This is a genomic window from Haloechinothrix sp. LS1_15 (genome assembly GCF_033042135.1).
Taxonomy (GTDB): Bacteria; Actinomycetota; Actinomycetes; order Mycobacteriales; family Pseudonocardiaceae; genus Haloechinothrix.
Window position 1 is genome coordinate 247,226 of sequence record NZ_WBXM01000005.1, and the last position, 18,994, is coordinate 266,219.

The following is an 18,994-nucleotide window of genomic DNA, read 5'->3' on the forward strand; positions in this document are numbered from 1 at the left end:
GCGGACGGCTGCGGCTACGATCACGGTGGAAACCGGACCGCTTCCTGTCGCGCAGCACGCGAGGAGGGCAACTGTGATCACCGCGATCGTGCTGGTGCACGCCACACCGGAGAGCATCCCCGAGACGGCGCAGGCGATCGCCGACATCGACGGGGTGTCGGAGGTCTACTCCTGCGCGGGTGACATCGACATCGTCGCTCTCGTGCGGGTACCCGATCACGAGGATCTGGCGGCGGTGATCCCGCAGCGGATCAGCAAGGTTCCCGGCGTAGTCGCCACCGACACACACATCGCGTTCCGCTCGTATTCCCGAGCGGAAACAGAATCCGCGTTCTCACTCGGCCAGACCTGACCCGACATCTCCCCTGACGAACGGATCCCCCGCCACGTTTTGTGCCCACCGAGCGCACCGCTGTCCGCTGAACGCCCCGACCTCGGCGGCCGACACCGTGCCGCGCGTGGCCGGTACCGTTGTGCTGACCGTGCGTACCGACCGCACCAGCGACCCAGCGAGGTGACCATGCCCCCGGCGACCGTCGAAGTCCACCACACGTCCGAGCAGGCGGCGCAGGCGCTGCGTGCCGACGTGATCGCAGGGCTGACCGCGACGCCGAAGTGGTTGCCGCCGAAGTGGTTCTACGACGACCGAGGCAGCGAGCTGTTCGAGGAGATCACCCGGCTGCCCGAGTACTACCCGAGCGCCGCCGAACGCGAGATCCTCGCCGCGAAGGCGGACGAGCTGGCGGCCATCACGGAGGCAACGGCCCTTGTGGAGCTCGGTTCGGGGGCACCGGATAAGGCTCACCTGCTACTGCGGGCGCTCACCGGGGCGGGCCCGCTGCGCGAGTACTACCCGCTGGACGTCTCCGAGCACGCGCTGCGCGAGACCGCGCACGACATCGCGGCGGCCTACCCCTGGCTGCGGGTGCACGGATTGGTCGCCGACTTCACCAGCGCGCTGACGGTCCCCGACGGACACAGGCCGCGACTGGTGGCCTTCCTCGGTGGGACCATCGGCAACCTGCTTCCCGACGAGCGCGCGAAGTTCCTCGAGTCCGTCCGCAACACCCTCGACACCGGGGAATGGCTACTGCTGGGCAGCGACTTGGTCAAGGATCGGGACACGCTGGTGCGCGCCTACGACGACGACAGGGGCGTCACCGCCGAGTTCAACCGCAACGTGCTGAACGTGCTCAACGTCGAGCTCGGAGCCGATTTCGACCCTGCGGCATTCGACCACCGCGCGGAGTGGAACGAGCAGGAAGAGTGGATCGAGATGCGGCTGCGCGCCACGCGCGCCATGCGGGTGACGCTGCCAGCGCTTAACCTCGTTGTCGACTTCGCCGAGGGCGAGGAGCTGCGTACCGAGGTATCGGCGAAGTTTCGCAGGAACCGGGTCGCCGCCGAACTCACCGCCGCGGGGTTTTCGCTGCACAGCTGGTGGACTGACGACGAGGCGCGGTTCGCGGTGAGCCTGGCGCGCGCCGCCGGTTGACCGCCGACGGCCGCTCCGGGCGTGTCACCAGGATGACAAAGATCAACGCGAACGGACGCTGACAGGCGTCTTCTGCTGTGTTTTCATCGCTGTCGGTGCTCGCTGTCGGGGAGGGGCCGTAAGGTTTCGACACGTCCCGACAGCCTCGGTGGCGCGAAGGAGGGCGTTGTGGAACATCGAGCGGTCGCGGCTGACGAGCTGGCAAGCTGGGTGGTGGATGCCGCGGAACGGGCGCAGCAGCTGGTCAACGACCTCACCGACGAGCAACTCGTCGGGCCACTGCTGCCCGAGGTGAATCCCCTCATCTGGGAGATCGGGCACATCGCCTGGTTCCAAGAACTCTTCGTGCTGCGCCGCGCATGCGGGTACGAGCCGATCCTGCCCCACACCGACGCGATCTACGACTCCGGTGCGATCCCCCACGACACGCGCTGGTACCTGGCGCTGCCGCCCCGCGAGGACACCGTCTCCTACATGCGTACCGTCGCCGAGCGGGTCGCCCACGAGGTCACCGCGGGCACGGCGAACGACGTGGTGCGCCACTTCGCCCGCTACACGGTGCACCACCACGACACCCACACCGAGGCGTTCACCTACACCAGGCAGACTCTCGGGCTACCCGCCCCCGCCCTGCCGGGGTTGACCGATTCCGGTGCCACGTTCGGCTCGGACGGCACACCGGAGGGCAAGGACGTGTCGTTCGAGGGCGGCCGGTTCCCGCTAGGGGCCTACCGGGCCGATCCGTTCGTCTACGACAACGAGAAGTGGGCCCACCCCGTCGACGTCGGACCGTTCGCGATGGCCTCGACCCCGGTGACCCAGGGCGAGTTCGCCGAGTTCGTCGACGACGGTGGCTACACCACCCTCCACCTGTGGTCGGACGGCGGCGCCTGGCTGGCGGCGACCGGCGCGCGGCACCCGGTGTACTGGCGCCGGGGACCGGACGGCGGGTGGCAGCGCAGACACTTCGACACCTGGGTGGCGCTGGAACCGGACCTGCCTGTCAGCCACATCAGCTGGTGGGAAGCCGACGCCTACTGCCGATGGGCGGGTAGGCGGTTGCCGACGGAGGCGGAATGGGAGTTCGCCGCTACCGCGGGCAGGCGTGACAAGCCCACCTACCCGTGGGGCAGCCGGCTTCCGGAGCCGGAGCACGCGGCCACCGACTGGCGTTCCCTCGGGCCGGTGCCGGTCACGGCCTGCGCCGCAGGGGACTCCCCGGACGGTTGCAGGCAGCTGATCGGGAACGTCTGGGAATGGACCGCCAGCGACTTCTCCGGCTACCCCAATTTCGAGCGCGACGCCTACGGTGACAACTCCGAGCAGTTCTTCGGGCACCGCAAGGTCCTCAGAGGCGGAGGGTGGCCCACCCGCGGCCGCTACATCCGCGCCACGCTGCGCAACTACTTCACCCCGGACCGCAGGGACGTCCTCGCGGGGTTCCGGACGTGCCCGGTCACCACGCCATGATCCTGCTCATCAGCCCCGCCCCGCCGACCACCGTGTTCGGTAACGGGGTCACGGTGCAGCGCTGGGCAGACGTCCTCCGGAACCTGGGTCACCGGGTCGAGGTGGCCCAGCGGTACCGGGGCGGTCGCTACACGGCCCTCGTCGCGCTGCACGCGCGCAAGAGCGGTGACTCGATCACAGCCTTCCGCGCGGACCATCCCGACGCGCCCATCGTGCTCGCGTTGACCGGCACCGATCTCTACCCCGACCTACGCAGCACCGGTGTCGATCCTGCGGTGCTTCAGACAGCGGACAGGATCGTCGTGCTCCAGCCCAGCGGTACGGACCAGCTCGACCCACCGCTGCGTGAGCGCTGCCGGGTGATCGTGCAATCCGTGCCACCGATCACCCCCCTCCCGCCGAAGGAGGACGCATTCGAAGTCGCCGTGCTCGCACACCTGCGCGAGGTCAAGGACCCGCTCCGCGCGGCGGAGGCTGCTCGACTCCTGCCCGAGTCCTCCCGCGTGACGATCACGCACGTGGGGACCGGGCTCGACGCGGATCTGGCTGACCGGGCGCGCCGCGCCGCCGAGGAGGAGCCGCGATACACCTGGCTCGGAGAGCTACCGAGGGACGAGGCGTTGGCGGTGCTGGCTCGCAGCAGGCTATTGCTGCTCACGTCCCGGCACGAGGGTGGTGCCAACGTGATCTCCGAGGCGCTCGCGGCGGGAGTTCCCGTACTCGCCTCCGAGATCCCGGGCTCGACGGGACTGCTCGGCCGAGACTACCCCGGCTACTTCCCACCGGGAGACACCGCGGCGCTGGCCACGTGCCTGCACGCCGCCGAGATCGACCGCGACGGCTACTACACGCGGCTCACCAGGCGGGTCGCCGAGCTGCGTCCGGTGGTCGACCCGCGGCGTGAGGAAGCATCCTGGGCCGAGCTCCTGGCCGAGCTGTCCCTGACCGTCCCAGCGTGAAAGGAAGTGCCATGGCCCACACGTTCCGCAGCATACTGGCGGTCGGTGCCGCGTCACTGTTGCTGGCCGGCTGCGGCGACGCACCGGGTGACCCGGCGGGTGGTGACCGCGACGAGGTACTGAGCATCGGCGCCATCCCCGATCAGGACCCCGAGGAGTTGCAGCGTACCTACGGCACCCTGGCGGACTACCTCGGCGAGCGGCTCGACGTGGCGGTCGAGTACGTACCGGTCACCGACTACACCGCCTCGATCACTTCGTTCGAGCGTGGGGACCTGCAGTTCGTGTTCTTCGGAGGGGTAAGCGGGGTGCAGGCCGCCGAACGGGTCGACGGTGCCGAGCCGTTGATCCAGCGGGACATCGACAGGGAGTTCGAGAGCGTGTTCGTCGCCAACACCGGTACCGGCGTCGAACCACTCGACGATCTCGACGAGCTGACCGCGCTGTCCGGACATTCCTTCACCTTCGGCAGCGAATCCTCCACATCGGGCAGGCTGATGCCGCAACACTTCCTCACCGAGGCAGGCGTGGCGCTCGACGACTTCACCGGCGAGGTCGGATTCTCCGGGTCGCACGACGCAACGGCGAAGCTGGTCGAGGAGGGCAGCTACCAGGTCGGGGCGCTGTCCGCGGCGTTGTGGGACGACCGGGTCGAGGCGGGCGAGATCGATACCGATCGGATCCACGAGGTCTTCCGCACCCCGACCTACCACAACTACCACTGGCTGGCCCGGCCCGACCTCGACGAGGAGTTCGGTGACGGGTTCACCGAGCGGTTGACCGACGCGCTGCTGGCCCTGGACGGTGAGAACCCGGAGCATCGGGAGATCCTCGATCTGTTCCAGGCAGGTAGTTTCGTCGAGACGGAAGCGGCCAACTACGACGACTTGCGGGACGTCGCCAGGGACGCCGGGGTGCTGTGATCGCCATGACGCGAGTTCCGGAAGCGGACGGGGGCGACACCGGGGCGACCACTTTCGAGCTGCGCGAGGTCAGCGTGCGGCGTGGTGCGACGCTGGCACTGGACAGGGTCAGCCTGACGGTGCGGCCCGGCGAGCGCGTGGCGATCATCGGACCGAGCGGTGCGGGCAAGACCACCCTGATCGGTCTGCTCAACGGCACGGCGCTGGCCACGAGCGGGGAGGTTCGCGCGCTCGGTTGCAGCTACCGTCACGCCTCGGCGCGGCGGATCCGTGCGACCCAGCGGCGCATCGGCACGATTCATCAGCGGTTCGACGTGGTCGCCCAGCTCCGGACCGTCCACAATGTCAACGCGGGCAGGTTGGGGGTGTGGCCGTTCTGGAAGGCGGTGCTGTCACTGGTGCTGCCCAGAGAGGTCCACGGTGCCCGCGAAGCGCTCGAACAGGTCGGTATCGCCGACAAGCTGCACGAGCGAACCGGTGACCTCTCCGGCGGGGAGCAGCAACGTGTCGCGATCGCCAGGGTGCTCGTGCAGCGACCGGACGCGATCCTGGCCGACGAGCCGGTGGCCAGCCTCGATCCGACCCGTGGCCTGGAGATCATGGAGTTGCTGCTGGACATCAGTGCCGGAGCCGGGACGACGCTACTGGCGAGCCTGCACGACGTGGACATGGCCCTCGACAAGTTCGAACGGGTCATCGGGCTGCGGTCCGGCGCGATCGCCTTCGACAAGCGCCGCGAGGAGCTCGCCGACGACGAGGTTCGCACGCTGTACACCATCGAGCGCACCGACGAACCTTCCGCCGCAGAGGATTGAGGGCCCGGCATGACGGTGTCGTTGCGCGCGCTGGACGGCGTCGAGAGCGTGGACGGTGACGCGCGTCGGCGGTTCGGCGGGCGACCGGAACGCAGCGGCGGCGCCCGCCGTTCCCGGCAGCGCCGTCTCTGGATACTCGTGGTGGTGGCCGCCACGATCGGCTCGCTCGCCGTGGCCGGGGTCGGCGACCGGGCCGTGGTGCGAGCTGAGGGCCTTCCCGCGTTCGGGGAGTTCTTCGCGGCGGCGCTGGCTCCGCGCGCCGACGCCGAGTTCCTCACGCTGACTGCCACCGCGGCACTGACCACGCTGGCTTACGCGGTGCTCGGCACCGCGCTGAGCCTGGTGATCGGCGTCGTCGGTGGGGTGCTGACCTCGCAGACCTGGTGGTCGCTCGGCCCCCGCTCGCACGGCAAGCGAGGCACCGTCTACTGGGCACTGGCCAGGGCGGTGATGGTGGTTCCTCGGGGGATCCACGAGGTCGTGTGGGGTCTGATTTTCCTGATCGTGTTCGGGCTGGATCCGATGGTGGCAGTGCTGGCCATCGGGATCCCTTTCGGCGCGGTCACCGCGAAGGTGTTCTCCGAGCTGCTCGACGAGACCGCGCGCCAGCCCTACTCGGCGCTGCTGGCGGCGGGTGCGGGCCGGAGCGCGGCGATCCTGTACGGCCTACTGCCACCAGCGATGTCCGACCTGCTGTCCTACGCCTTCTACCGCTTCGAGTGCGCCATCCGCAGCGCGGCCGTGCTCGGTCTCGTCGGTGCAGGCGGCCTGGGTTTCCAGCTGTCCCTGAGCTTCCAGAGCCTCCGCTACGAGGAGATCTGGACGTTGCTGTACGCGCTGATCGTGCTGTGCGTAGCAGCGGACTTCTGGAGTTCCCGCGTGCGCGCGAGGCGGACACAGCGGGTGGGCGGCGCGCGCACCGGTGGCCGTTACCGGCACGACCCGTTCCTGGTGGGTTCCTGCCTGTTCGGGCTGGTGCTGATCGCCCTGTCGGTGTGGTGGATCGGGCTGGATCTTGCGGTGTTGTTCAGCGGCGAAACCTGGGACTACCTGCGGCAGCTGGCCACCGGCGCCTGGCCGCCCGCACTCGGCGAAGCGGGAGCCGGTGGACTGCTCGAGCTGAGCATGGTCACCCTGGCGATGTCGATCCTGGCCATGGTGATCGGTTTCTGGGGTGGCGCCGCGCTCGCCTTCCCCGCCGCTCACCTTCCCCGTGGCGGCTACACCGCGGGCGGCGCAGCCGCCCGTGCGGGGCGACTGCTGATATTCGCAGCCAGCAGGCTGCTGCTGGTGGTGTTGCGCGCGATCCCGCCGCCGGTGTGGGCGCTCTTGTTCCTGTTCGTGCTCTATCCCGGCATCCTGCCGGGTGCGCTGGCGCTCGGCGTGTACACCGCCGGTGTCCTCGGCAGGTTGATGGCCGAGGTCGCGGAGAACCTCGACGAGCGACCGCTGCACGCGTTGCGGGCGCAGGGCGCTCCGGCGCCACTGGTGTTCTGCTACGGCGTCGTCCCGTCGGCCACACCGCGATTCATCGCCTACGGCCTGTACCGCTGGGAGGTCACCATCCGGGAAACCGTGGTGGTCGGCGTCGTCGGCGCGGGTGGACTCGGCTACGCGCTCGCGCAACAGCTCAACGGCTTCGACTACGCGGGCGCGCTGACCACCTTACTCGTGTTGATCCTGCTCACCTTGGCCGTGGATTTCACCAGCGCCGCCGTCCGGCGCACGGTGCGTTGACTCGAACCCTGCCCCGCCGCGTTACGGAGTCACCGTGACGTGACCGGCGGTCCCCTCGGTCACCCGACCGATCACCGCGGCCGGGAGATCCTTGGCGCGCAGCTGGGCCACCACGGCGTCGGTGTCGGCCTCCTTCGGCACCGCCATCAGCACCCCGCCCGAGGTCTGCGCGTCGTGCAGCAGCACGGCGACAGCCGAGGGAACCCCATCGGCGACGCCGACGACATCGCTGAGGTGATCGGTGTTGGCCTTGGTGCCACCTGGAACGTAGCCCCGGTCGACGGCTTCGAGCGCACCGGGCAGCGTGGGCACGGCTGCGGCGTCGATGGTTGCCGACAGGCCGCTGGCCCGCACCATCCGGTGCAAGTGGCCGAGCAACCCGAAGCCCGTGACGTCGGTGGCGGCACGCACCCCCGCGCCTCCGGCTATCGCGCAGGCGTCGGCATTGAGCGTGGTCATCGAACCCACTGCGGCGTCGATCCACTCCTGGCGAGCGCCGCCGTTCTTGATCGCCGTGGCGATCACACCCGTGCCCACCGCCTTCGTCAGCACCAGGTCCTCGCCCGCGGTGAGCCGGTCGATCTGGAATAACCGGTCCGGATGGGCCATGCCCACGACCGCCATACCGTATTTGGGGATCGGATCATCGATGGTGTGTCCACCACCGACGAAGCAGCTTGCCTCCCGGGCGATGTCCGCTCCGCCGCGCAGCACATCGGACAGCTGCTCCATCGGCACGTCGTTGGCGGGCCAGGCGGTGAGGTTCACCGCGATGATGGGGGTGCCACCCATGGCGTACACATCGGAGAGCGCATTCGTCGCGGCGATCCGCCCCCAGTCGTAGGCGTCGTCGACGATGGGGGTGAAGAAATCGGTCGTGAGGATCAGCGCGCGCTCGGCGTCCAGCCGGTAGACCGCGGCGTCGTCGCCCTCTGACGCACCGATCAGCATCTCCCCGGATGCCCCTTCCAGGTTCGCCCCGAGCGAGGAGAACATGTTCTCCAGCTTGGCCAGCGGCAGCTTGCAGGCGCAGCCTGCCCCTTGCGAGAGCGAGGTCAACTTCACGGCCTGCTCGCCGGAGGTGCTCATACGCGGACTCTCCCGTCGTGCACGGTCAACGGTGGGATGCACAGTGACGCTAGCAGCGCGGGCACGTTCCCCGTAAGGGTTCGTCCGGGCGAGAATGATCACCGGTCCTCATAGCCGGCCGGACGGAGCCCGGGCTGACCGCTCACCCACCGAGCCGCTACCCCGCGCCAGCCGCCTCGGCCTCGATCTCCGACAACGTCTCGACCGGGTACGGAGGTGTACCGGTTCCCGCTACCCGGACGTGCCCCCACGGATCACGCTCGACAAGGCGCCCGGGCACGGCCTGCCTGCCCGGCAGGCTCAACGACACTCCCGACCGGTTGGCCCGTTGCAGCGCGGCGACCTCCTCCTGGGCGTGCACCCGCCCGTACCAGTGGTACTTGCCGTCGATCGGCTCGACGTGCCCGGAAAGCGTGACGGTCACCGGCAGCTGCCGTTCGCCCGCGGACAGCGTGGCTGGTCCGTGGTAGGCATGCTCGGGTTCGCGATCGTGCCAGGTGGTGCAGTCGAAATGAGCCGGGTTGAGGCGCCGCAACCTGCGCCGGTACGAGCGAGGGGACCCCACCCAGAAGACCCCGGGCGCTCCACCCGCAGCCGGACCGGCGAGCCTCCCTCCGGCACGCTCGTCGGACCTTACCGCAGTACCCGTCCGTTCCTGCCGCAGCCACCGGTTGAACTCCCGCTGCACCGCCGCGCGCACCTCGATCCGGCTCGCGCCGTGGCGTCGCATCAGCTCGAGGCACCGCAGGATGTATCGGGCCTGCACGGCACCGGTACGCCTGCGTGACAGGGTGCCACCGTCCGGGACAGGGGCAGGCATCAGGAAGAGGTTGGGGAATCCGTGTACCGCGACCGCGTTGAAGGCCTCCACCCCGCCGGACCACCTCTGGTGAAGGGTCCGTTCCTCTCTCCCGGCGATCCGTTGCCCGGCGATCAGGTCCCGGCCGAGGTCGTGCGCGCGGATCACGACCCTGGCGTGGTGAACCTCGCCGCCTGCGGTGGTCACCCGCCACCGGTCGGTGTGCTCGTCGAACTCGCACGCGGTGACCTCCCGCCCCCGGTGGATCCGCGAGGGCAGCGTGCCACGGGAGGGGGCCCGTCCGAGGGCGCCATCGCGTTCCAGTACCCGGAACTTCGCGATACCGGCCCTGTCGAGGGCGCGCGCCATGCGGATCCCGGTAGGACCGGCACCGATGATCAGCACATCCACCGCGCCCGCCATTTCCTGCCCCGTCACGGCAGGAAACCCCAGTGCCGCCACATCGCGCGGGAAACGGGTTGCATCATGCCGACCTCGTCCAGGAAACGGCCGAGGCTGGCGAACCCGTACCGGGTCGCTTCGAGGAAGTGCGGGTTGTTCCTGGCCTGCCGTTTGGCTTCCTTACCGTCGAGGCCCGCTCGCTCGTACATACGCCGGTTGGTGAACAGCCCGGTGAACAGCGGCGCGCCGATGCCCATCAGGTTGCCGGTGTACTGCCGTTCCAGCCAGTGCAACTCGTCGGCGGTGCGGGCGAGTTCCTCCCGCGCAAACCGGATATGCCGAGCCTCCTCGGTGACGTGGATGCGCATCATGCGGGACACCACGGGTTCGAGCTCGTCGGCGTCCATGATCCTGCGCTGCAACGCGTCGAAGATCTCCTCGCCGATCAGCGCCGCCACCCAGACGAAGGAACGGTGGATGAACAGCGGTAAGCCGAGGACAGCGAGCCTGCCGAGGCCGCGGGGCCAGTACGGCCGCGCGCCGATCCGGTCGATGAGCCTGCCGAACATGACCATGTGCCGGCACTCGTCGCCCATCTCGGTGAGCGCGTAGTGGCTGTGCCTGGCCGTGGGGTCCTCACCGAGCAGGTCGCGCAGCAGCATTCGGTTGAGCAGGTTCTCGAACCAGATCCCGGCACTGAGTACGTTCGCCAGCTCCTGCCGGGACAGCTCCCTGCGCTGCTCGTGCGGCATGCGTCGCCACAGTTCCGTGCCGTACAGCGAGATCACCTTCTCCGGCAGGAACAGCTTGGCCGGATCGAGTGGCGCATCCCAGTCGATGTCCACCACAGGCTCGTAGGACCGCTTGACCGAGCCGCCGAGCAGTCGTGCGGCGACCGTCTCCCGGTCGGATGTGGTAATGCCATCCGCCATAGCGCGGCTCCTTTGCTCGCCAAGCAGGAAGCTCCTGTTACCGATCGTCACACCTAGATTAGTGAGACATAGTGTCACAGTCAATGCTCGTGGCGGGTTAGACTCGGGCACGTGCTGAAAGCATCGGACTCCCCCGCGGACGGCCGCGCCGCGCGCTGGAAGGAGCACAACCAGCAGCGGCGCGCGGAGGTCGTCGAAGCCGCGGTGAATGCGATCGAGGACGAGGGCATCGACGTCAGCGTGCGGCGCATCGCCCAGCGGCTCAATCTGCCGCGCCCCGTGGTGTACCGGCACTTCGACGGCCGCGAGGACCTGGACGAGCAGGTACGGCGACGCATCGTCGAGATGCTGCTCGCCGAGCTCACCCCCACCCTGGTCCCGGACGGCACGCTGCGCGACGCCATCCGGCACGCGGTCGGCACGTACCTGGCGTGGATCGATCGGCATCCGCGGCTCCACCACTTCCTGATCACCGGTTCGCGGGATCGGCAGGCGGTGACCTCGCGGGCGGTCACCGGGGCGCGGACCACGGTCGCGGCGCGGATCGAACGGCTCGTCGCCGCGGGGCTCGACGCCCACGGCCTGGACGCCGACCTCGCCAGGCCGACGGCCTTCGGCATGCTCGGCCTGGTGGACGCCGTCGTCAACGGCTGGCATTCCGGCGAAACCGAGGCATTGACCTCTACCACGCTGACCGGATTCCTAACCACCTCACTGTGCTCGATGCTCAGCGGAAACGCGCGTGCGGTCGGTATCGAGCTGGACCCCGACACCCCGCTACGCGGGCTACTCGGCGAGTGAGACCACGGACACCCTCCACCGCGTGGCCGACGCGGCGCGACCGGTACTATCCAGCTGCCCGCTCCGGCGCGGGCGCGGGGGCGTGACGCGCATGCCCGGACCCCGCATGACCGGTAACCGACACGAGAAAATGCCGAACAGCACAACGTCTGATGACAACCACTGAGATCGCGCCACGTGGCAGCGAGCAGCGCATGCCCACCGACCGGCTGTTGACCTGGATCTACCTGCTCGGTGGCGCTGTCGGTCTGGCCGCCTCCGCAGCGTTGCTGCTCGAACAGTTCGCCCTGCTCGCTGAGCCCGACTACATCGCGGCCTGCACCTTCGACCAGGTGCTCTCCTGCAACTCCGTCATGGAGAGCTCCCAGGCCGCCGCGTTCGGCATACCCAACACCCTCATCGGCGTCACGGCATTCTCCGTGGTGCTCACCGCCGGTGTGGTGCTCCACTCGGGCTTCGCGGCGCCACGCTGGTTCTGGACGGGCCTGCAGCTGGGCAGCACGTTCGGCGTGCTGTTCGTACACTGGCTGATCTATCAGAGCCTGTACACCATCCAGGCGCTGTGCCCGTACTGCATGGTGGTCTGGGCGGTAACCATCCCGATCTTCTGGTACACCACGCTGCACAACCTGCCGCTGCTGCGCCCGAGGGGACACCTGGCGCACGGCCTAGTCTTCGGCGTGCTCCGCCGCCACCTCACGGTACTGGCTGCCTGGTATCTTGCGGTGGCAGCCCTGGTGCTGCACGCCTTCGGGGACTATTGGGCGACGCTGCTGCCGTGAGCGGGGTGCGTGCGGTGTGATCACGGTCGTTGGCGAAGCGCTGCTGGATCTGCTCGCCGCAGGGGACGGCCGCACCTTCACCGCGCATCCGGGAGGCAGCCCGGCCAACGTCGCCGCTGGGCTCGCCCGCCTCGACGTTCCCACCACCTTGGCCACCCGGATCGGCGACGACCTGCCCGGCATGATGGTCCGCGAGCACCTGAACTCGTGCGGCGTGACGCTTCGGCAGCTGCCCGGTCACAGCTCGGCGACCAACCTCGCACTGGCCGCTGTGGACAGCGACGGCGTCGCCCAGTACGACTTCCGGCTGGACTGGGACATCACCGCATCGCCGTACCTTCCGGACGACTGTCGCTACCTGCACACCGGCTCGCTCGCCGCATCGCTGACTCCCGGCGCCGAGGTCGTCGAGCATCTCCTGGCGAGCACTCGGCGGTCCGGACGAGCGGCGGTGTCCTTCGACCCGAACTTGCGGCCTGCCATCTGCGGCGACCGGACACGGGAACGAGACAGGGTCGACCGGCAGGTGCAGTACTGCGACATCGTCAAGGCCAGCGCCGAGGACATTGCCTGGATCCACCCCAACCGGGATCCGCGCGAGGTGGCACGCGGCTGGTTGGATCACGGCCCGTCCCTGGTGGTGGTGACCATGGGCCCGGCTGGTGCATGGGCGGCCAGCCACTCGGCCGCATCGGAGCGCCCGGCCCCTGGTGTCGCCGTCGTGGACACCGTCGGTGCAGGCGACGCCTTCACCTCGGGCATACTCGCCGCCCTGCACCGTCCCGAGTTACCGATCGGCACGGGATCGGATGAGCTCTCAGCTTTGGACTCCGACGGGCTCGGGGCGCTCCTGGAGTTCGCATCGCGAGTCGCGGCGCTCACCTGCATGCGACAGGGAGCCGAACCGCCGACGCTCGCGGAATGCGCATCACAAGCCTGACCGTGTCACGCCCCGGCGGTGGAGCTCGGTCCACGAACTCGATCGCCACCGCATCGCTCCGACGCGGCCTCACCGCTCGGTTTACGAGTTCAGAAGCAGGTACGCACCGCGTCGACCACCGCACCAGTGTCGTCGACCACCGGGATCAGCGACCACTTGTCGAAGACCGTGCAGGGGTGGGACGGGCCGAGTTCGACCACGTCCCCCGGGGTCAGTAGTCCCGGTTCGACGTCGCAGTACGCATGATGGTCGTTGAGCTCGACGACGCGCGCCCGGTCAGCCACCGGTACCCGCCCGGTCTCCCGCCGGACGGCCCGCACCACCGGCAGGTCCATATCGAACGCGATGTCGCGCTTACCGCAGCCCAGCAGCGCACGGCCGGGTTCCGGGACCGAAAGCACGCGCGCCAGGCAGGTCAGCGCCTGCCGCAGCGGTTGTGGATCCGCTCCGGTGCGCAGCGGCGAGGAGCGCTCGTATGCGGCATCGTCGTGGGTGAGGTAACAGCCCGACCGCAGCACCGGGGTCACCGGGCGGGACAGCTCGCCCAGGTTGGCCAGCGCCTCGGCGGCCAGGTCGGCGAATCCGCTGCCGCCCGCGGTCACCACGATCTCGCCGGTCCCCGCGAACAGCCCCAACCGGTCTGCCCGCCGGGCCGCCTCGGTCAGGGTGTCCAGCCAACCGCGTGCCGCCGATTCCGCATCGACGTCCCTGCGCTGCGGAAGCACCCCCTCGTAACCCTCGAATCCGGCCAGGCGCAACGTCTCGCTGCCTGCCACCCGCTCGGCGAGTTCGAGCGCCTCGCCTGCCGAACGCGCGCCGGTGCGCCTGCCGCTGACACCCAGCTCGACCAGCACCGGCAGCGAGCTCGCCACGCCAGCCAGCTCGTGCTCGGCCGCGGCGATACCCTCGAGCGAGTCCACCAGGCAGATCGGTTCGACATCTCCCTCGTCCAGCACCGTGGCCAGCCAGGCGAGCTGAGCCGGATCGAGTACCTCGTTGGCGATCAGGATCCGGCGCACTCCGAACCTGCGCATCACCCTCGCCTGCGCGACGGTGGCCGCAGTGAGCCCCCAGGCACCGTGGTCGAGTTGGGCCGACCACAGATGCGGTGACATGGTGGTCTTGCCGTGTGGCGCCAGTTCCATGCCACGCTCATCGCACCAGCGGGCGAACCGCGCCAGGTTGTACCGCAGTGCGCTGTCGTGGAGCACCACGACGGGAAGCCAGAGGTCCTCCCACCGCCAGCCCGCGGCCCGGACGTGCTCGACTGACACCGGGCTGACGGGCATGCTCCGTGCCTCAATCGGTACGGGATCCACGGCGCGCACCCGCCGGGCCACTGGTCCCGTCCCGGCGAGCGGCCCTGCGTCCGCGGGCGTTTCGGCCATCGGTCCTCGCTTCGCTCGGCATGGGCGGCACGGTGGTGACGGTCCCACCCGGCGCGCCGGTGGCAGCGACCACCTGTACGCCAGGTACCCAACCAGCCCCAGATGATCGTAACGGCCGACGCGGCATCGCAAAAAGTGCAAAGCACACGATTCGCGGCCGCGACTCATAAAATCGTCGTCAAATTCGGACGGTCATCTCCACGAGAATCGGTGCCGCAATTCCACCGATCCGCGCCTCACCTGGATGAATGACAGAAAGGCCGCCCGTTGCCCCCGGTCGGCGGCCTCGCTTGCCCCTATGGAACCCTGGCATCATCGCGGATGACGCATTACCGCGGACGGCATTCTCGCAACCGGTCAGGAGAATTTCATGCGGACCTCACAACTCACCGCAGGCGCACTCGCGCTCGCCCTGGCGCTGAGCGCGTGCGGCAACGGCGACGACGGGGAGGACATCGAGGACCCGGACAGCGCTGCCGGGATCGCCCAAGCAGCCATGGAGCGGGCGATCGAGGAGGAGAGCGCTGCGTTCGAGTTCGCCCTGGACGTCGCGGGAGAAGGCGTCACCGGGCAGGGCCACGGCAGCTACACCGACGAGGGAACAGCGCTCGACGTCAGCATCGATGCCGGTGAGGATCACGCGGAGGTTCGCCTGCTGGAGGAAGCCCTGTACCTCAAGCTTCCCGAGGAAGTCCAGGGCATGATGGGCGTGGATGCCCCGTGGATCAACCTGGCCGAGAACCCCCAGCTGGCTCAGATGATGACCGGTATCGACGACATGGCCAGGCAGGGCGATCCGGCACAGTCCCTATCGCAGCTGGAGCAGGCGGGCACGGTGACCGGCAGCGAGGAGACCGAGGTGAACGGCGAGGCCGTCACCCGGTACGCCATCGAGGTCGAGCTCGCCGGCCTCACCGACAACCTGCCAGCGGGGCTGACCCAGGAAGCGCTACAACCCTTGCAGGAAGCGGGAGTGGAGTCGTACACCACCGAGCTCGCGATCACCGAGGACAACCTCCCGGCACAGGTGGAGATGGATCTGACCGAGCTGTACGCGGCCATGTCCGAGCTGGGCGATCAACCTGCCCCGGAGAGCGCCTCGTCGCTGACGGTGACCTTCGCCGACTGGGGCGAGTCGGTGGACATCACGGCTCCCCCGGAAGATGAGATCGCCGAACCCGACATGCCGGAGCAGCAACCCCAGCCGCAGCCGGACGGCGAGCAGGCACCGCAGCCCCAACCGCAGCCCCAACCGCAGCCCGAGACGGAGGAGTGACGGTCGCGCGGGGACCTGTGGTACGGGTCCCCGCGCCCGGGACTGGCAGGCCCGGGGGCTGGTTGATGGTTCCGGCGAGCCATGGGATGCTTGATACAAGGGCGTGACACATCCGTGACGCCCACGCGCCCGGGACCCCGGCGCAACCCTGCCTATTGCCCTGGAGGTCCCGGTGTCGGCGCCTACCCCTACGTCCGCTTCGACGGACTTTGCCCAACTGTCCCGCGAAGTGCGGCAGGCCGGTCTGCTACGGCGGCGGCGTGCCTACTACGCGGTGAAGATCGCGATCAACCTGCTGCTGTTCGCCGCGGGTTGGGCGGTTTTCGTCACCCTCGGCGACTCCTGGTGGCAGCTCGCCCTCGCGGGGTTCTTCGCCGTGATGTACACGCAGCTGGCCTTCATCGGCCACGACGCGGGTCACCGGCAGATCTTCCGCAGCAGGCGCGCGAACGACGCGACCGGCCTCGTCCACGGCGGCTTGATCGGTATCAGCTACGGCTGGTGGTTCGGCAAGCACAACCGGCACCACGCCAACCCGAATCACGAGGACCACGACCCCGACTTCGACATTCCCGCGCTCGCCTTCACCGAGGGGCAGGGCCGCGCCAAGCGGGGAATGCTTCGCTGGATCGCCAAGTACCAGGCGTTCTTCTTCTTTCCTCTGCTACTCCTCGAAGGATTGAGCCTGCGCGTGTCCAGCATCCAGTCCGTGTGGCGACAGCAGGCTTCACTGCGTACCTTGGAGAAGGCGTTGTTGATCGGCCACCTCGCCGCCTACCTCGCCGCCGTCTTTGTAGTGCTCTCCCCGGTCACCGCACTGGCCTTCATCGCGGCTCATCAAGGGCTGTGGGGCGTCTACATGGGATGCTCCTTCGCGCCCAACCACAAGGGCATGCCGGTTGCCGCGGCGGGCAACACCATGGATTTCGTCCGCAGGCAGGTGCTGACCGCCCGCAACGTGCGCGGCGGTTGGTTGGTCGATTTCACGCTCGGCGGGCTGAACTACCAGATCGAACACCACCTGTTCCCCACCATGCCGCGGCCGAACCTACGCCACGCGCAGGCGATCGTAGAAGAGTTCTGCACGCGTCGGGGCATCGACTACGTGCAATGCGGCCTGTGGCGATCCTACGGCTACGTGCTGCAGCACCTCCACGCCGTCGGCGCACCGCTGCGCGCCGGAACTCGATGAGCAGGCACGCTGTCGCAGGGCCCGGCGATCCGGCGGGCTCGCTGCGACAGCTGTGCCGCAGTGCGTGCAGCGAGCTCGGCATGTCGGGAGCCACGATCGTGGTGGTAGGCGGTAACACGGCCGAGGTGCGGTATGCCACGGACCCGGTCGGGGCGCACCTCGCCCAACTCCAGGTCATCGTGGGCGAAGGTCCCGTTGCCGATACCATGCGCAGCGGGTGCGCCGTGTTACTCGCCGAGCTCGACGACCTCAGCCTCCAGTCCCGTTGGCCGCTCTTTCTGCCGCTGGCCGCGGAGACCGTGGCCAGCGCGCTGTTCACGCTGGTCCTGCCAGCCGGAACCAGCCGCATCGGGGTACTCGCCCTCCACCGCACCGTTCCCGGCCCGATGGTGGCAGGCACGTTCGCCACCGCGCGGCGTTTCGCAAGCTCGGCATCGCGTCTGCTGCTGGCCGAACAGCGGCCGTACCTTACCGAGGACCAGGGCACCACCAAACCCGGCTTCCGGCTCGCCAACCCGGAGATCCACCAGGCGACCGGGATCATCGCCGCGCAGCTCGATGTCCGGATGGACGAGGCGTTCCTCAGGTTGCGCTCCAGGGCGTTCACCGATCATCGTCGCCTTGCCGGGTTGGCAGGCGACGTGGTCGCCCACCGCGTACGGTTCGATCACCGAGCAGCTTCACCCTGACCGGCATACCCCCCGACCCGCCGCCGGATGATGTGGCACGGTGAGGATGTGGCGACCACCGGGCACCAGCGCCTCCTCGATACCTTCGTCGAGCTGGCCGACACACTCACCGATGACTTCGATGTCATCGAGTTCCTACAGTTGCTCGTCGACCGCTGCGTCGAGCTGTTCGATGTGGACGCTGCTGGCCTGCTGCTGACCGATGCCGGAGGCGAGTTGCGATTGGTGGCCAGTTCGAGCGAGCACGGGCCCTTCCTGGAACTGTTCCAGCTCCAGAACGAGGAAGGGCCGTGCCTGGAAGCCTTCGACCTGGCGCGTCCGGTAGAACACGCCGACCTCGCCATCGCGGGCGAGCGATGGCCCCGGTTCTCCGCCGCCGCCGTCGACGCGGGCTTCGTTGCCGTACAGGCCCTGCCCATGCGGCTACGCGCCCGCGTGATCGGGGCACTCAACCTGTTCCGGCACCATCCGGGCGACTGGGACCCGGCGATGGTGCGTACCGCCGCAGCGCTGCTCGACGTAGCCACCATCGGCATCCTCCAGCACCGGTCGATCCACAGCCAGCACGTACTCACCGAGCAGCTGCAAGCGGCACTGCACAGCAGAGTCGTCATCGAGCAGGCCAAAGGGCTGATCGCAGAACGGGCGGGGATCGACGTGACCACCGCGTTCGACGCGCTGCGCCGTTACGCCCGGCAACACAACCGCAAGATCGGTGACTTGGCGGAATCGGTGATCGCCGGCCGGTTCGAGCCCGGCGAGCTACTCGGCGACAGCCGCCGGGGCCACCACCGCCGATGACACCGGACCCGACGGCCTGCCTGCCTGGCCGATCGGCCCGGCAGGCAGGGCTCGAAGCACCTAGAATCCGCCTCATGGATCGCGCGCCGAAACCGGAGGCTCCCGACGCGTTCGCTGCCGCCGACCTGCGGGTGGGACGTGTCACCGAGGTGCTGCCCTTCCCGCAAGCCGCCAAGCCCGCGTGGCGGATCCGTGTCGATTTCGGTGACCTCGGCCAGCGGTGGACCAGCGCACAGGTCACCCGCTACCGCGCCGAGGAACTGACCGGGCGGCTCGTGGTCGGCGCGGTCAACCTCGGGCGCAAGCGTATCGCAGGGTTCACCAGCGAGTTCCTGTTGCTCGGCGCGGTCGGAGCCGACAAGCACGTCCGGCTGCTGCGCCCCGACGACGGGGCCGAGCCCGGCGATCCCGTCGCCTGAGCGGCTCGCGGACGCGTGATCCGCCTCACCCACGCCGCCCCGGCTCGGCAACCCCACCGGAGCCCGCGCACGGATCGTGAGCTAA

Annotated in this window: 19 protein-coding genes; 15 read left to right on the forward strand and 4 right to left on the reverse strand. The window is 69.0% G+C overall.

The window, feature by feature from the left end:
• Nucleotides 1-73: 73 nt before the first annotated feature.
• The 7 genes from F8178_RS10415 (at nucleotide 74) to F8178_RS10445 (ending at nucleotide 7,399) form a co-directional block, all read left to right on the forward strand.
• Entirely contained in the window at nucleotides 74-352 is a 279-nt protein-coding gene (locus F8178_RS10415; protein ID WP_317494515.1) for an Lrp/AsnC ligand binding domain-containing protein, read from the forward strand.
• Nucleotides 353-520: 168 nt separating this feature from the next.
• On the forward strand, nucleotides 521-1,495 hold the full coding sequence (gene egtD, locus F8178_RS10420; protein ID WP_317494516.1) for an L-histidine N(alpha)-methyltransferase: 975 nt from the start codon (nucleotides 521-523) through the stop codon (nucleotides 1,493-1,495).
• A 168-nt stretch (nucleotides 1,496-1,663) separates the two neighbouring features.
• Nucleotides 1,664-2,965 carry a selenoneine synthase SenA gene (gene senA, locus F8178_RS10425; RefSeq protein ID WP_317494517.1) on the forward strand — a complete coding sequence of 434 codons (1,302 nt, stop codon included), beginning with the start codon at nucleotides 1,664-1,666 and terminating at the stop codon, nucleotides 2,963-2,965.
• Nucleotides 2,944-3,924, forward strand: a complete 981-nt coding sequence (gene senB / locus F8178_RS10430) for a selenoneine biosynthesis selenosugar synthase SenB (RefSeq protein ID WP_317494518.1) — start codon at nucleotides 2,944-2,946, stop codon at nucleotides 3,922-3,924. The genes senA and senB overlap by 22 nt, the downstream gene beginning before the upstream one ends.
• An 11-nt stretch (nucleotides 3,925-3,935) precedes the next feature.
• A complete protein-coding gene (locus F8178_RS10435) occupies nucleotides 3,936-4,847 on the forward strand; it encodes a putative selenate ABC transporter substrate-binding protein (RefSeq protein WP_317494519.1) in 912 nt (303 codons plus the stop codon).
• A 5-nt stretch (nucleotides 4,848-4,852) separates the two neighbouring features.
• Complete coding sequence (locus F8178_RS10440) at nucleotides 4,853-5,662, forward strand: ATP-binding cassette domain-containing protein (RefSeq protein ID WP_317494520.1); 810 nt, start codon at nucleotides 4,853-4,855, stop codon at nucleotides 5,660-5,662.
• Nucleotides 5,663-5,671: 9 nt separating this feature from the next.
• Nucleotides 5,672-7,399, forward strand: coding sequence for an ABC transporter permease subunit (locus F8178_RS10445; RefSeq protein ID WP_317494521.1), 1,728 nt, complete (start codon nucleotides 5,672-5,674; stop codon nucleotides 7,397-7,399).
• A gap of 21 nt (nucleotides 7,400-7,420) precedes the next feature.
• Here F8178_RS10445 and selD read toward each other — a convergent pair whose 3' ends face one another.
• From selD to F8178_RS10460, 3 genes are all read right to left on the reverse strand, one after another.
• The gene (selD, locus tag F8178_RS10450) at nucleotides 7,421-8,488 is read right to left on the reverse strand and encodes a selenide, water dikinase SelD (protein ID WP_317494522.1); all 1,068 of its coding nucleotides are present in this window, start codon (nucleotides 8,486-8,488) and stop codon (nucleotides 7,421-7,423) included.
• Nucleotides 8,489-8,645: 157 nt separating this feature from the next.
• Nucleotides 8,646-9,725, reverse strand: coding sequence for a DUF4873 domain-containing protein (locus tag F8178_RS10455; protein ID WP_317494523.1), 1,080 nt, complete (start codon nucleotides 9,723-9,725; stop codon nucleotides 8,646-8,648).
• Nucleotides 9,722-10,621, reverse strand: coding sequence for a diiron oxygenase (locus tag F8178_RS10460; protein WP_317494524.1), 900 nt, complete (start codon nucleotides 10,619-10,621; stop codon nucleotides 9,722-9,724). The genes F8178_RS10455 and F8178_RS10460 overlap by 4 nt, the downstream gene beginning before the upstream one ends.
• A 111-nt stretch (nucleotides 10,622-10,732) precedes the next feature.
• Here F8178_RS10460 and F8178_RS10465 point away from each other — a divergent pair, with 111 nt between their 5' ends.
• The 3 genes from F8178_RS10465 (at nucleotide 10,733) to F8178_RS10475 (ending at nucleotide 13,144) form a co-directional block, all read left to right on the forward strand.
• Nucleotides 10,733-11,422 carry a TetR/AcrR family transcriptional regulator gene (locus tag F8178_RS10465; protein ID WP_317494525.1) on the forward strand — a complete coding sequence of 230 codons (690 nt, stop codon included), beginning with the start codon at nucleotides 10,733-10,735 and terminating at the stop codon, nucleotides 11,420-11,422.
• A gap of 152 nt (nucleotides 11,423-11,574) precedes the next feature.
• The gene (locus F8178_RS10470) at nucleotides 11,575-12,204 is read left to right on the forward strand and encodes a vitamin K epoxide reductase family protein (RefSeq protein ID WP_317494526.1); all 630 of its coding nucleotides are present in this window, start codon (nucleotides 11,575-11,577) and stop codon (nucleotides 12,202-12,204) included.
• Between the two features lie 16 nt (nucleotides 12,205-12,220).
• Nucleotides 12,221-13,144, forward strand: a complete 924-nt coding sequence (locus F8178_RS10475) for a carbohydrate kinase (RefSeq protein WP_317494527.1) — start codon at nucleotides 12,221-12,223, stop codon at nucleotides 13,142-13,144.
• Between the two features lie 89 nt (nucleotides 13,145-13,233).
• On the opposite strand, the gene F8178_RS10480 is transcribed toward F8178_RS10475, so the two are convergent.
• Nucleotides 13,234-14,532, reverse strand: coding sequence for an alanine racemase (locus F8178_RS10480; protein ID WP_317494528.1), 1,299 nt, complete (start codon nucleotides 14,530-14,532; stop codon nucleotides 13,234-13,236).
• Nucleotides 14,533-14,902: 370 nt separating this feature from the next.
• Here F8178_RS10480 and F8178_RS10485 point away from each other — a divergent pair, with 370 nt between their 5' ends.
• The 5 genes from F8178_RS10485 to F8178_RS10505 all read left to right on the forward strand — a co-directional run bounded on the left by F8178_RS10485 (nucleotide 14,903) and on the right by F8178_RS10505 (nucleotide 18,909).
• Nucleotides 14,903-15,808: a hypothetical protein gene (locus F8178_RS10485; RefSeq protein ID WP_317494529.1), complete on the forward strand. Its 906-nt coding sequence runs from the start codon at nucleotides 14,903-14,905 to the stop codon at nucleotides 15,806-15,808.
• Nucleotides 15,809-16,037: 229 nt separating this feature from the next.
• Nucleotides 16,038-17,000, forward strand: a complete 963-nt coding sequence (locus F8178_RS10490) for an acyl-CoA desaturase (protein WP_317494530.1) — start codon at nucleotides 16,038-16,040, stop codon at nucleotides 16,998-17,000.
• Nucleotides 16,997-17,689 (forward strand): GAF and ANTAR domain-containing protein, encoded by a 693-nt coding sequence (locus F8178_RS10495; protein ID WP_317494531.1) that lies wholly within the window; start codon nucleotides 16,997-16,999, stop codon nucleotides 17,687-17,689. Before F8178_RS10490 ends, F8178_RS10495 begins: the two co-directional genes overlap by 4 nt.
• 48 nt (nucleotides 17,690-17,737) lie before the next feature.
• On the forward strand, nucleotides 17,738-18,490 hold the full coding sequence (locus F8178_RS10500; protein ID WP_317494532.1) for a GAF and ANTAR domain-containing protein: 753 nt from the start codon (nucleotides 17,738-17,740) through the stop codon (nucleotides 18,488-18,490).
• 74 nt (nucleotides 18,491-18,564) lie between these two features.
• On the forward strand, nucleotides 18,565-18,909 hold the full coding sequence (locus F8178_RS10505) for a tRNA-binding protein (RefSeq protein WP_317494533.1): 345 nt from the start codon (nucleotides 18,565-18,567) through the stop codon (nucleotides 18,907-18,909).
• The last annotated feature ends 85 nt before the right edge of the window (nucleotides 18,910-18,994 follow it).

Excerpts from the sequence above, each read along its gene's own strand:
- egtD (WP_317494516.1), top strand. The coding sequence starts at position 521 with ATGCCCCCGGCGACCGTCGAAGTCCACCACACGTCCGAGCAGGCGGCG.
- F8178_RS10435 (WP_317494519.1), top strand. The coding sequence starts at position 3,936 with ATGGCCCACACGTTCCGCAGCATACTGGCGGTCGGTGCCGCGTCACTG.
- F8178_RS10440 (WP_317494520.1), top strand. The coding sequence starts at position 4,853 with ATGACGCGAGTTCCGGAAGCGGACGGGGGCGACACCGGGGCGACCACT.
- F8178_RS10445 (WP_317494521.1), top strand. The coding sequence starts at position 5,672 with ATGACGGTGTCGTTGCGCGCGCTGGACGGCGTCGAGAGCGTGGACGGT.
- selD (WP_317494522.1), bottom strand. The coding sequence starts at position 8,488 with ATGAGCACCTCCGGCGAGCAGGCCGTGAAGTTGACCTCGCTCTCGCAA.
- F8178_RS10460 (WP_317494524.1), bottom strand. The coding sequence starts at position 10,621 with ATGGCGGATGGCATTACCACATCCGACCGGGAGACGGTCGCCGCACGA.
- F8178_RS10470 (WP_317494526.1), top strand. The coding sequence starts at position 11,575 with ATGACAACCACTGAGATCGCGCCACGTGGCAGCGAGCAGCGCATGCCC.
- F8178_RS10480 (WP_317494528.1), bottom strand. The coding sequence starts at position 14,532 with ATGGCCGAAACGCCCGCGGACGCAGGGCCGCTCGCCGGGACGGGACCA.
- F8178_RS10485 (WP_317494529.1), top strand. The coding sequence starts at position 14,903 with ATGCGGACCTCACAACTCACCGCAGGCGCACTCGCGCTCGCCCTGGCG.
- F8178_RS10495 (WP_317494531.1), top strand. The coding sequence starts at position 16,997 with ATGAGCAGGCACGCTGTCGCAGGGCCCGGCGATCCGGCGGGCTCGCTG.
- F8178_RS10505 (WP_317494533.1), top strand. The coding sequence starts at position 18,565 with ATGGATCGCGCGCCGAAACCGGAGGCTCCCGACGCGTTCGCTGCCGCC.